Source organism: Flavobacterium sp. UBA7663, assembly GCF_002483315.1.
In the GTDB taxonomy this organism is placed as follows: domain Bacteria; phylum Bacteroidota; class Bacteroidia; order Flavobacteriales; family Flavobacteriaceae; genus Flavobacterium.
In genome coordinates, this window is sequence record NZ_DLHR01000006.1 from 243,438 (window position 1) to 256,599 (window position 13,162).

The 13,162-nt window shown below is 31.3% G+C and carries 13 protein-coding genes; 1 reads left to right on the forward strand and 12 read right to left on the reverse strand.

From position 1 onward, the window contains the following. Window positions 1–25 precede the first annotated feature (25 nt). The 9 genes from hpf to B2741_RS01735 all read right to left on the reverse strand — a co-directional run bounded on the left by hpf (window position 26) and on the right by B2741_RS01735 (window position 7,020). A complete protein-coding gene (hpf, locus tag B2741_RS01695; protein WP_291134833.1) occupies window positions 26–328 on the reverse strand; it encodes a ribosome hibernation-promoting factor, HPF/YfiA family in 303 nt (100 codons plus the stop codon). Window positions 329–361: 33 nt separating this feature from the next. Beyond that, the gene (locus B2741_RS01700; protein WP_291134835.1) at window positions 362–1,252 is read right to left on the reverse strand and encodes a tyrosine-type recombinase/integrase; all 891 of its coding nucleotides are present in this window, start codon (window positions 1,250–1,252) and stop codon (window positions 362–364) included. Window positions 1,253–1,317: 65 nt separating this feature from the next. Further along, on the reverse strand, window positions 1,318–1,512 hold the full coding sequence (gene rpsU / locus B2741_RS01705; protein ID WP_008256580.1) for a 30S ribosomal protein S21: 195 nt from the start codon (window positions 1,510–1,512) through the stop codon (window positions 1,318–1,320). 72 nt (window positions 1,513–1,584) lie between these two features. Continuing rightward, complete coding sequence (locus tag B2741_RS01710; protein WP_133610643.1) at window positions 1,585–2,754, reverse strand: acyl-CoA dehydrogenase family protein; 1,170 nt, start codon at window positions 2,752–2,754, stop codon at window positions 1,585–1,587. A 44-nt stretch (window positions 2,755–2,798) separates the two neighbouring features. After that, on the reverse strand, window positions 2,799–3,677 hold the full coding sequence (locus B2741_RS01715; RefSeq protein WP_291134838.1) for a ComEA family DNA-binding protein: 879 nt from the start codon (window positions 3,675–3,677) through the stop codon (window positions 2,799–2,801). 11 nt (window positions 3,678–3,688) lie between these two features. Further along, window positions 3,689–3,844, reverse strand: coding sequence for a hypothetical protein (locus B2741_RS01720; RefSeq protein WP_291134840.1), 156 nt, complete (start codon window positions 3,842–3,844; stop codon window positions 3,689–3,691). 2 nt (window positions 3,845–3,846) lie between these two features. After that, window positions 3,847–5,424 carry a sodium-dependent transporter gene (locus B2741_RS01725; RefSeq protein ID WP_291134842.1) on the reverse strand — a complete coding sequence of 526 codons (1,578 nt, stop codon included), beginning with the start codon at window positions 5,422–5,424 and terminating at the stop codon, window positions 3,847–3,849. A 78-nt stretch (window positions 5,425–5,502) separates the two neighbouring features. Beyond that, the gene (locus B2741_RS01730) at window positions 5,503–5,724 is read right to left on the reverse strand and encodes a PspC domain-containing protein (RefSeq protein WP_111567651.1); all 222 of its coding nucleotides are present in this window, start codon (window positions 5,722–5,724) and stop codon (window positions 5,503–5,505) included. Window positions 5,725–5,751: 27 nt separating this feature from the next. Further along, window positions 5,752–7,020, reverse strand: a complete 1,269-nt coding sequence (locus tag B2741_RS01735; protein ID WP_291134845.1) for a DUF2851 family protein — start codon at window positions 7,018–7,020, stop codon at window positions 5,752–5,754. Window positions 7,021–7,087: 67 nt separating this feature from the next. Between B2741_RS01735 and B2741_RS01740 the strand changes: the two genes are divergently transcribed. Continuing rightward, entirely contained in the window at window positions 7,088–8,776 is a 1,689-nt protein-coding gene (locus B2741_RS01740; protein ID WP_291134847.1) for a GLPGLI family protein, read from the forward strand. A gap of 35 nt (window positions 8,777–8,811) precedes the next feature. Here the strand turns inward: B2741_RS01740 and B2741_RS01745 are convergent, their stop codons facing one another. The 3 genes from B2741_RS01745 to B2741_RS01755 all read right to left on the reverse strand — a co-directional run bounded on the left by B2741_RS01745 (window position 8,812) and on the right by B2741_RS01755 (window position 13,157). Next, window positions 8,812–10,173, reverse strand: a complete 1,362-nt coding sequence (locus B2741_RS01745) for a pyridoxal-phosphate dependent enzyme (protein WP_291134849.1) — start codon at window positions 10,171–10,173, stop codon at window positions 8,812–8,814. 179 nt (window positions 10,174–10,352) lie between these two features. Further along, on the reverse strand, window positions 10,353–12,248 hold the full coding sequence (locus B2741_RS01750; RefSeq protein WP_291134851.1) for a putative porin: 1,896 nt from the start codon (window positions 12,246–12,248) through the stop codon (window positions 10,353–10,355). Between the two features lie 81 nt (window positions 12,249–12,329). Beyond that, a complete protein-coding gene (locus B2741_RS01755; protein WP_291134853.1) occupies window positions 12,330–13,157 on the reverse strand; it encodes a hypothetical protein in 828 nt (275 codons plus the stop codon). Between the last annotated feature and the right edge of the window lie 5 nt (window positions 13,158–13,162).

Consider the following 13,162-nt stretch of genomic DNA (forward strand, 5'->3'; position numbering starts at 1 on the left):
AACATTTTTTATGTTTTTTTTCTTTTTATGAATGTGCTCTTAATTTTTCTTTCCTTTTTAAGATTACTCGCTCTAAAGAATCAACCGACAAATCAACTCCTTCTTCAAAACTTTTTGCCGTTTTTTTAACTAGAAAATCGTCTCCAGGAACGTTAATTTTTATTTCTACTGTTTTATTTTCTTTATCACTTGTATTTTCAAGCCTCAAAAAAACTTCAGCTGAAACTATTTTATCATAATATTTTTCCAATTTATCCATTCGCTCTTGAATGAAATCTATCAATTTTCTGTCTACATTAAAATTTACTGCTTGCACATTAACTTTCATAATTCTGTTAATTAAAATGGTTATACAATCGAGTTATTTCTTATTTCTAGGATGTGCTTCTTGATACACTTTTTTTAATTCAGCCAAACTGCTGTGCGTATATATCTGAGTAGACGACAAACTAGCATGACCCAATAACTCTTTTACGGAATTTAAATCGGCTCCATTATTCAACAAATGTGTTGCAAAGGAATGCCTAAGAACGTGGGGACTCTTTTTTTCTTTTTTCGAGACAGCACTAAAGTAGTTATTTATTAACCGATAAACAAACGATTCACTTACTTTATTTCCGGTTTTAGATAAAATTAACATCTCTTTCTCGTTAATTACCTCTAAATGATTTCTTTGATCTTTATACAACTTATACAAACCTATTGTACAATCTAATAGCGGAATAATCCTTTCTTTATTTCGTTTACCTATAACTTTTATTGTTTTTTGAATTTCGTTTACACTATTCATTTTTAAGTTAATCAACTCTGCTCTACGGATTCCAGTTGTATAAAAAAGTTCTATTACAAATTGATTTCGAATACTTTCAAAGTCATTTGCGTATTCATTTTCAGAAAAAACATCTTGCAACTCTCTTTCGGAAAAAGGAATTTGAACTTTCTTCGCTGTTTTTAATGATTTATGCTTTAATAATGGATTAATCGAAATTTGCTTCACCTTCAACAAAAATTTGTAATACGATTTTAAAGCCGATATTTTTCGATTAACAGAAGTGGTTGAAATGTTTTGTTCTACCAAAGTTACAATCCAATTTCTAACATGTGGGTAAATAACTTCCTCGAGATTTACAGATTGACCAAGAAGATATTCTTGAAAAGATTTGATATCATCTAAATAAGCACGAACCGTTAAAGGAGAATAGTTTTTCTCTTTAACCAAATAATCCTGATATGCTTGTAGATTTGTAGACATAAAAAAACCGCTAACAACAAAGTTACACTTTATTAATTAGCGGTTAGTATAGTTTATTCAAAAAATTAACTCTCTAATGAGTCTCTTAATCCTTGAATGTAAGCAGCTTTTTGAATTTTAGCTCTATTTGATACAGAAGGCTTAATGAAAGCTTGACGTGCACGTAACTGACGAACAGTTCCTGTTTTATCAAATTTTCTTTTATAGCGCTTTAATGCTCTATCGATATTTTCTCCGTCTTTAATTGGTATAATTAACATAATATAGACACCTCCTCTCGTTAAGGGTGCAAATGTAGAAAATAATTCTGAATTAAAAATTATAAATCAAAATTATTTAACCGCTGGTTTATAATTCTGATTATCAATTATCATTTTTGATAAAATCTCTTTCAAAATTTCAGAAGTTCCTCCACCAATTGGACCTAAACGACTATCTCTTAATAAACGAGCTAAAGGATATTCTTCCATATAACCATAACCACCTAACATTTGCAAACAATCATAAATTGCTAAATCTGCCACTTTAGTAGATTTTAATTTAGCCATGGTAGCTTCTTTAACTACATATTCTCCTTTATCTAAACGAGCTACAGCAGCATAATTAAACAATTTACAATGTTCTACTTCTGTTGCATGTTCTACCATTGTATGTCTCAAGGCTTGGAATTTATTAATTGTACTTCCAAAAGCTTCTCTTTGCGACATATATTCTATAGTATACTCAAGTGCATATTCTGCTCTAGCATGTGCATTGATTGCCATAATTAAACGTTCAAAAGCAAAATGTTGCATGATGTATGGAAAACCTTTTCCTTCTTCGCCCATTAAGTTTTCTAATGGAATTTCAACATTATCAAACGCAATTTCAGCCGTATCTGAAGCTCTCCAACCTAATTTATCTAATTTTGTAGCTGATATACCTTTTGTAGCTGTATCAACTAAAAATATACTTATTCCTTTATTTCCAAGTTCTGGATTTGTTTTTGCAGCCACCACATAGTAATCTGCATACACACCATTTGTAATAAAAGTTTTAGAACCATTAATAACAAATTTATCTCCTTTTCTTACAGCTGTTGTTCTCATTCCTGCTACATCACTTCCTCCAAAAGGTTCTGTAACACACAAAGCTCCAATTTTTTCTCCAGCAATACTTGGTGCTAAATACTCTTGTTTGATTCTTTCATCACCTTCAGCATTTAAGTGTGTCATTGCTAAATAAGCATGTGCCCACATAGCCGCAGCAAAACCAGAAGATTTAACTTTTTGAAGTTCTTCCAAAAACACAACAGTGTAAAATAAATCCAAATTCATTCCACCATACGCTTCCGGATAGTTTAATCCGAAAAAGCCCATATCTCCAAACTTTTTCCAAATGAAGCGTTCAATTGTTCCTGTTTTTTCCCATTTTTCAATGTGAGGAACCACTTCTTTATGTAAAAAATCTCTAAAACTTTGTCTGAATAATTCGTGTTCTTCTGTAAAATATAATGAATTCATAATAAGGTATTATTGTTTTTTGGTGTGTTTTTTAGGGTATTTTTTTAGAATTCCAAATATAAGGCGATTATTTTTATTTTTTCGTTAGGCATTCCCTTAATTTTTGTTAAATCGTCAATATTTTTAATTCCACTATTCATCGTTCTGTAAATCACAATTTCTTTTGCTAAAGCATAATTAAAATATGGAAATTTCGCTAATTCTTTTTGAGACAAATCATTTATCGCAATTTTCTTAATTCCGTTTTGAGTCTTTACAGAAAATCTTTTTTCTAAATCTGAAATTGCTTCTGGGCTAATTCCCCACATAAACTGAAATTGTTCCATACTAACAAAACCGCCTAGCTTTTCTTTTTCTTGCAAAATTTTGTCGGCCAACTTTTCTCCAATTCCGTATACTGCAATTAAATCTTCTCGCGTTGCAGTATTTATATCTTTTTGGATGAATTTTTCTTTTTCCTTTGGTAAAAACTTATGGAATTTTTCCGAAGTAGCAGTTCCTTTATTTTTTACCCAATCTGGAAATTTGAAATAAGGACTAATCTTAGATAGAAAAGCATTTGAAACTTTAGTAACTTGTTGAAACTCTTCTACAGAATTTACAAATTTCCCTTGTTTTCTGTACGCATGTAAACGATCAATTTCTTGAATTGACATTCCTAGCTTATATCCTTTGTAATCGGTTATATAATTTGGATTAAACGGATAAATCGTATCTTTTTTTGTTGATTGAATATTTTTTAAACTATCAATTTCGCTTTGCACCAATAACCAAGCTTTATCCTCTGTAGTATTATTTTTCATAACAAAATAATCGCCAAAAAAGATATACGCCAGTTGAAATATGATAATAATTGCAAACAACAAAAAAATCCCACTTCTGTGTTCTCTTGAAAACAGGAAGTAGGATTTAATCTTATTCATTTATGCAAATATTAATCGTTTTTTCTAACTAATTCATCATCGTTTTCCTCATAAGAGTCAGGCTCTTGTTTAGGAGGTGTACTTAAAACCAAGTAGAAAAAATATCCCGTAACAGCTGTTACTGTTCCAACTGCTGTAAGCATTGTAATTAAAGCTTCTGTTTTCATGATTATATTCTCCCTTCTTTTTTACGTTTTTTATATGCAACAAATACTAAATATGAAATACCTAAGAATACTAAAAGTAATAGCAATCTTGAAGCATTTACAAATAAAATAGTTTCGTTTAATAACTCTAATTCTTTAGGATCTGTTGTAGTTGCAATTTTTTGATAAATATCCTTGTTGATGATTTTATCCCATACTCCAGGTAAACTTGAGAAAAAGACAACTCCTAAAAATAAAGGGGTAACATATTTAATAATAAATTTATATACGCTAGGAACTTTAATATCTGCACCTGTTGTAATTTCTTTCCAACCTTTATCCATTCCAAAAATCCATGCGAAAAGTATAATTTCAAAGAAAGCAAAGACTACTAATGAGAAAGTTCCTGCCCAGTAATCGTATTCATCAAAAACTCCGTAGTTAAAGAATAAAACAGTTGGTAATCCTAATAAGAATACTAAACCTCCAAATGCCCAAGCTGCATTTTTGTGTTTCCAACCAAATTCATCTTTTAAGAATCCCATAACTGGAGTTCCCATTGCTAAAGAAGAGGTAACTCCTGCGAAAAACAATAAACCAAACCAACATACTCCACATAATATGGCTAAAACTGTTCCCCATTGCTCAAATAAGAATGGTAACGTTTTAAATCCTAATCCTAAACCTCCTGTTTGGGTCATTTCTAAAACTTTATCAACTCCTAAATAACCTACAGAAATTGGGATAATAATTGCAGCTCCTAAAACCACTTCAACAAATTCATTCATCCATCCAGCACTCATAGCATTCAAGGCAATATCGTCATTCTTTTTAACATAAGAAGCATAACACTGAATTGAACCCATACCTACTGAAAGCGTAAAGAAAATTTGACCAGCTGCAGCTAACCATACTTTTGGAGACCATATCGTAGAAAAATCAGGTGTCCATAAGAAATTCAGTCCAACAGAAGCGTCATTGATGGCTCCAGCAACTCCAGCTTCAACATTAAAAGCCATTATTGCTAAGAAAACACCAAAAACAATTAATAATGGCATTCCTATTTTAGCAACTTTCTCAACACCTCCACTTAAACCTTTAGATAAAATCCAAGTATTTAAAAGCAAACAAAGTAACCAAAAGAAAATTGTTTCAAACGGCATTTCTAATCCAACATAACTATTGAAAAATCCAGCTACTTCATCTTGGGTTTGTCCAGCAAAAGTTCTAGAAATACTATGCCAAACCCAGCTTAAAGTCCATGATTCTAAATAACAATAGTAAGCAGCAACGGCTAAATTGGTAAAAATTCCAAAAACACCAATGTATTTCCAAAATTTTCTTTTATCCATACTATCTAAGATAAATGGCGTACTGTGATGACCGTATTTTCCACCGAATCTTCCCATACTCCATTCTACGAATAGCAACGGAATTCCCATTAATAAAAAACACACTAAATAAGGAACAATAAAAGCTCCTCCTCCATTTTGAACTGCCTGAACAGGAAACCTTAAAAAGTTACCCAATCCAACGGCGTTTCCTGCCATGGCTAAAATAAGTCCAACTCGTGAACCCCACGATTCTACTTTTGCAGTCATATAATTTTATTGGTTGTTAATTTTTCAAAGATAAGAAAACTATCTAAAAATCAAATAAAAGTTACATTTAATGAAATTTTATAAGTCAAAAACTGAACTTCTTTTAGTTTTTATCATATCTTTTAACTTTAAAAGGAATGCTAAAGTGAGATACAACCCAAACCCTAAGCCTACAGTTATGAAAGATATGTAAATAAAAAACAAACGCACATTAGTTGCTCGCATTCCCAATCGGTCGGCTAAACGAGTTGCTACGAAAAATCCGTGCTTTTCAAAAAAGTGTAACAGGTTTTGAACCATTTTTTATTTATTTTTTCAAAAATACGATTATTTTTTAAGTATGAAATGCCCTACAGCACAATCTAAACATTTTTTTAAATCGCAATACTCCTTTTTTAATTGTAATAAAGCTTGTGATTCATATACATTTTCAGATGCAATACCAAAAGTCTTAAATTTATCAATAATAACATTTCTCTCTGACGGAATTGAATTGGCTAAATCAATCAAATCTTGTGTAATTTCTTTTTTCTGACTTAAGGCATAAGTAAAACGTAATGGAATAATGGTATTTATTACTAATAATTCGATGAATGATTTTGAAAGTTTTTTCATCTTTTTCGAACTTTCTCTATCAAAATTGTAATGGGTTTCCCAATATTCGCTAACACCAATATTAAAAACTTGATACAATTCATTTATAGAACTACAATTCATCACCAAAGAAAATAGATTCTTTTGATGAAAATACAAACTAGCCAATTGCACTAATCGAATAGTAGGAAAATTATCCGGACGATGTTTGAAAAATTCTACAGAACCAATCACTTTTTCATGTAATTGATGTTTCTGAACTAAGTAATAATAGGATTTTTGTAATTCTCTAGCATAACTATCTTGAAAATCATGTGTAAGTAAATTCGCTTGACCTAAAAGTAAAGCTTCCAGACTTTCTTGCTGAAACGATTCTTTTCTAACAACAGAAAAAGGAATAGATTTGGCTACTTTATAAAACATTTCGCCATTCGTATTCAATCCAAAATTCTTAGCTAAAAGACAAAACAAAACCGCTTCCCAATCTTGATTGGAAGTTTCCGCTAATTCAAAAATCAATTGAGATTTTCTTTCCAAACGTTCAAAAAACAAGCGTTCTTGCCAATTCTTAAAAATAAAATCATCTACATTTCCAATTTCATTTTCACAATAAATCCAGGATTTCTTACTTATTAACGATTGATATTTATGCAAATCTGAAAGCGCAACATTTTCCTTGAGTTCTAATGTTGGGATTTCAGAATTATCTTTTCTGAAAATCGGCACATCATGTTCCCAAACTATATGTAAAATCACCGAATCATAGTTTGGATCTTTCTCGTGATTATGCACATACCAATCTGATGACTTGAGATGAATTTCTACATTTCCAGCCCATTTTTGATTTCCGATAATAAGTTGCGCATTAAAAAAATCAGGTCCAGCAAGTTGCAAATATTGACCTGAATTAAGAATCTGGATCGACTCTCCTTTTGTAGTTTTTAAATTGGCAATATCAAATTTCTTGAATTGCCACACGTGGTGCAAAAAATCTTCTTTCATTCTGTATGGCGTATATAATTGAAAAACAAAGATAAAAAAATTATATTTGCGGAACAACCCAACTTTTATGAAAAAATTTATAACCATCACATTATTAAGTCTTTTTACTTTTGCGCAATCTCAAACTAGCACAAAACCGCCAAAAGGATTGAAAATTACGTATGCCAGAAGTTCAAACGGAAAGCTAATTGAAAATCAAGATGCAATATTTGTTTTCACAAATCCAACAGAAACTTTAGTAACTACTGAAAAAATGAATTCAGGAAAAGCGGAATTTCCTTTCGAACAAACGTTAATCAATCGTTCTGAAAATAAAATTATTCAAGTTACCCAACTTAAAAAAGACAAATCGGTAACTACTGTTGATAGTCTTTCTTTAGCGAAACAAAACTTTGAGTTTTTATCGGATACCAAAACTATTTTGGGCTACAAATGCCAAAAAGCGAAAACGATAATCAATTCAAACACAATTGAACTTTGGTACACCAACGAATTACAAGTGAAAGGAGCGCCAACTACTTTAGGACAAAACATTGGCTTGGTTTTGGAAATGGTTCGCAATGGTAATTTTGTGATTTCGGCTACTAAAATCGAAAAAATGAAATCGGTGAGCCCGAATATGATTTTACAAAACAACACAACAAATAGTCCAGTTATAGATGGATTAACTTATAAAGATTTGGTTTGGAAAAGCCGTTTTACAACGATTAAAGTGTTTGAAAATGAAATCATTAATTTTTCAGACGCTTCTAAATCAAATGACAGTATTTTACGATTTGCCAATGGAACTATTATTTTAAAGAAAATTACTTTTCCGGAAATTAAAAAAGGTGATTCAGTCTTTTTAGATTTAGCTGAACAATCTAATGGCGATGCTTATGACAGAACGGGTTCGGTTTTTATAATTCCGCAAGACAAAAGGCTATCGTTTTTTGATGGTTTGCAAAATGGTCCTAAAACTTTACCTATTTATGAAAACGGAAATGGAAAACAATATCAGGGTGTTGTGGCAACTCCAGAATTTTCTCCAATAATTGAATTGATGCGCTTTTTTACACCTTTCGGAATTAAGCAATACAATTACATTCAATTGAAAGATAAAACCTGGCACGAAATTGTTCCGTACCGAATGGATATTACCGATTTAAAACCGAATTTATCAGGAAAAACGATTTATGTTGGAACTTTTATTGGTAATTATGACAAAGGTGGACATAAAATTTCAATGAATATAACCATTAATCCGAGCGAAAGTTCATTAGACAAAACCAATATTTCTATTCCGTTATTTAATACGACAAATGTGATGGAAATGGCAGGACAAGAATATGCTACGATGTTCAATCATGAAAAAGGATTGGAAGTTACTTTCACCTTAGATAAAGAAATCAAAAATGCAAAATTACGTTACATCACAACTGGTCATGGTGGTTGGGAAAACGGCGACGAATTTGTTCCAAAGAGAAATACCATTATTTTAAACGGAAAAGAAGTGTTTTCGTTTATTCCATGGCGACAAGATTGTGGCGGTTACCGATTGTTTAATCCAGCATCAGGAAATTTTAATGACGGCTTATCTTCTTCAGATTTGAGTCGTTCAAATTGGTGTCCAGGAACAGCAACGAATCCAATTTATATAGAATTAGGTGATTTGAAAGCGGGAACACATACGATACAAGTAAAAATCCCACAAGGACCAAACGAAGGAGGAAGTTTTAGTGCTTGGAATGTTTCAGGCGTTTTACAAGGAGAATAAAAAAAGGACGTTCAATTGAACGTCCTTTTTTTATATTATTTTATTGAACCAATAATATCATATTTAGTAATAATGTGATGTTTTCCATTTCCTAAATCGACTAAAACCGCTTGGTTATCTTTAGTAATTAGTTTAGAAACATCTTCTACAGGTGTTCCAATTTTTACAATTGGAAATGGTTTTCCCATTACTTCACGAATTGGTCTTTCTGCTGTGTTTTTATCTGAAATAAAACTTTGGAATAAATCCGATTCATCAACAGAACCTACAAATCCATTTACATCAACTACTGGAATTTGAGAGATTTTATATTTTCTCATTCTTTCGATAGCATGAGAAACCAATTCTTCAGTACGAACAATAACTAATGGTTTGTCGATATGTTCTTTAATTAAATCTTCTGCTTTTGTAATTTCTTCTTCTATGAAACCTCTTTCTCGCATCCAATCATCGTTAAACATTTTCCCAACATAACGGCTTCCAGAATCATGAAATAAGACCACAACTACATCTTCTGGACCAAAGTGTTCTTTTAACTGCAATAAACCCTTTACAGCGGCTCCAGCAGAGTTTCCAACAAAAATCCCTTCTTCTAAAGCGATTTTTCTTGTATAAACGGCCGCATCTTTATCAGTAACTTTTGTAAAACCATCAATTAATGAAAAGTCAACGTTCTTAGGTAAAATGTCTTCACCTATTCCTTCTGTGATATACGAATAGATTTCGTTCTCATCAAAAATTCCAGTTTCATGGTATTTTTTAAAAACCGAACCATAGGTATCAATTCCCCAAATTTTAATGTTTGGATTTTTTTCTTTCAAATATTTAGCAACACCCGAAATGGTTCCACCAGTTCCAACACCCACTACAAAATGTGTGATTTTTCCTTCGGTTTGTACCCAAATTTCTGGACCTGTTTGTTCGTAATGTGCAATAGCATTACTAGGATTGTCATATTGATTTACGTACCAAGAATTTGGAATTTCTTCTCCTAATTTTTTAGACACTGAATAATAAGAACGAGGGTCAGTTGGTTCAACATCCGTTGGACAAACGATTACTTTTGCGCCTACAGCACGAAGAATGTCTGACTTTTCTTTAGATTGTTTATCAGAAATAACAAAAATACATTTGTACCCTTTTACGATTGCTGCTAAAGCTAAACCCATTCCGGTATTTCCTGAAGTTCCTTCAATGATAGTTCCTCCTGGTTTTAAACGACCGTCTGCTTCTGCATCTTCAATCATTTTCACAGCCATTCTGTCTTTTACAGAATTTCCTGGATTGAAAGTTTCTACTTTAGCCAATACTAACGCATCAACTTCAGCAGTTACTTTGTTTAATTGTACTAAAGGTGTATTACCAATTGTTTCTAATATATTTTTTGCGTATTTCATTACTTATGAATGTCTGATATTAATTTTTGCAAAGATAGTGTGAATATTACGAATACAAAAATGAAAATGATTGGCTAACTAACCCTGATGGTAACGGTAGCTTTTTTGTTTGTTAAAAAACAAAAAACTATAGTGTACAGCAGGAACATGGAAACCAAGAAAGCCCAAGTGATTCGTTTCTACTTAAAGAAATTCCAAACTAAACCAAAGCGAACAATAAAATCACGATAAGGATAATTTGGTGCAGAATAAAAATCATAACCCGTCCAAGCAGAGTTGAAATGTTCGGCTTTTAAGAAAATTCGGGTTTGTTTTACTCTTGCATTTACAAAGAAATCAAACATAGGAAAGCCACCTATTTTAGTTTCATTTTGTATATAAAATTCGCCAAGCAAAGGATTATAATCGTTAGCGTAATATTCAGAAAAATATTGAAAGGTAACTCCAGTTTGTAAAAACATTGCCTTTTTAAAAACGTAATCTGAAAAATATAAAGTATTTCGGGTTACAATTTGAGGCACGTTAACAACATCGTCTGATTGATCAACGGATTGATACAAAATGGTGTTATCTAAAGCTAATTTCCAAAACTTGATTTCTTTATTTGCTTTTACCGAAAGGTAATTAATGGTCTTGTCGTATTGTACTGGCTTTACCATTAACTCTGTTATATCGTTTGTTTGATTATCAAAAAACAAGTGATCATTAATAACTTTGTATGTTGCAGAAACGCTTAACCATTTAGTTTGAGCTGAAAATTCAAACTGGTTCAGCTTTTCGTTTTTAAAATTATTAAACCAATTGTAATCCACATAACCACTTTGGTATAATGTGTAATTCAAATTAGGCAAACTATTTAATTTTTGGTATTTGAATTGAAAATTGTAATCATCATTCACTTTATAGTTTGCAGTAGCTTCTATATTTGAAATCGATTGATCTGAAATTGATTGTGAAGCATGTAATCTTACATTAACATCGTTAATTAGATAGGAATAGTTACCTCCCACCATATTAATTCTATCTGAAACTGCATTTGGTACCGTTATATCACCAAGAGCATCATAAACAACGCTATTATAGTAATAGTTGTAATTGTTATCGTCTATAAAAAATTCCAAATCACCATAAGATTTAGTTTTATAAGCTACTCCAAATTTATTGTATAAATGATTATATCGTGTTTTAGTATTAACGGTGTTAGTATAAGTATCACCAAATCTTTCGCTAATTGTAGGTTGTGTGAATTGGAAAAACTTATATTCTTGATTAAATTGATGTGTAAAAACTAAACTATTAGGATTTTTTTTATTTAACTTAAAAGAATGATCAATAAAAAAACGATTCCCCTTTAAAAGTGATGTTGCATTTGTAAAATAAACTTCTATTCTTTCTCTTTCATTAAATGGATCTTCACTAGTTTCAAATTCTTCAGTATTTACAATTCCCCCATTTTCTTGATTCGATATATCTTGACCTGCAAAATGAGCATTTAGAATATAACGTTTATCATTAGTAAAGTAACTAGCAGTAAATCTAAAATTACCTGAACTTGTTAAATTATTAACGTATTTACCTAAAGAACGAAGTCCGCGATAAGCGATTGAGAAATTAAGATTTGGCTTCGTATTAACGGTTAAAAAAGCATCTAAAGCTTGTCCTTGTTCCATAACCGTCTTAAAATACAAATCGGTTAAAGGAGTCGGCACCGAATAATACTTTATGTCATTAACCTCCAAATAATTAAAATGTTTGGCTTTAAAGCCAAAATTAGGGGCAGCACTTTTAGTGTACAATCCAAAATCTAAAGAATTATAAGTATGCCCTTCATTTGCAAAAGGCATCAATCCGAAAATATCTTTTCGCAATAAATTGTATTTATACTCACTTTGAATGGTAAGCGAAGTATCTACATAAGTAGTCTCTTTATGTAGGGTGTAGATTTTGTATAGATTAATTCTAAGTGAATCATTAATCAAAAAAAACTTATCAATGTCTTTTTTCTTTTTAGAAATAGAATCGTTCTGGCCGAAACAAATAGAACTAAGAAAAATAAATAAAACTAAAAATTTCATTAAATCAGATATTGGACAAAGATAAAAAAAAGACCATACAAAAGCATGGTCTTTTAAGCATTAAATTTACTAAAAAACTAGTTAGTTTGGTGTATAAACTGAAACTCCTGTCTCACCATAACCTGTGCAAGTCCATCGTATTGTAATAACTCCGGTAACCGAGTCATACGTACAAGCACCATCAGCAAGAATTTGTCCCCAAGGATCAGTTTGACCACTCCAAGAAATATTACCACAGTTTACTGCGAAAACTAAATCTCTATTTCCAGCTTGTCCAGCAGAACCTGTACCATAATTTGTAGCGTAAGGCCCTGTAGAATATAAACCACCTGAAAAATCATCAACTTTATAAGTATTAGTTCCTGTTTCAGAAACATTAACAGTTAAAGTATTAGAAGCATACGATGGTAAAAAGTCATGGTAGCTGTAAGTAGTAGTAACTGAATAAGAACCTGCTAAATCAGTAGGACAAAATCTAAACAAGCTAACTGTATGAGATTCTTTTCCTGGTATAATATCTTCAGCATCTAAATTTAAAACTAAAGTAGCTGTAACATTATCAACTAAATTAGCATAATTACCATAAATTCTTACTTTACCAACATACTCATTAGCAGGGATTACAAGTGTAGTAGCATCAATAGTATATTGATCAACAGTAGCTGTAGAAGCAGGGTCTACAGATAAAGTAATAGCTCTATCTACAGCAGACTTAGTTGTAACACCAACCTCAACATCTACAAACGAATCACCTGTATTACCAACAGGTAAATTAGAAGCAGGTAAATTAAACAAATAAGCTTCTATATCACCTGAATAACTCTTTAAATTATCATCTGAATTATCACAACTTAATGCAAAAAAAGACAAAGCTAAAAGAGCAATTTTAAAAATATTATTTCTTTTCATATTTT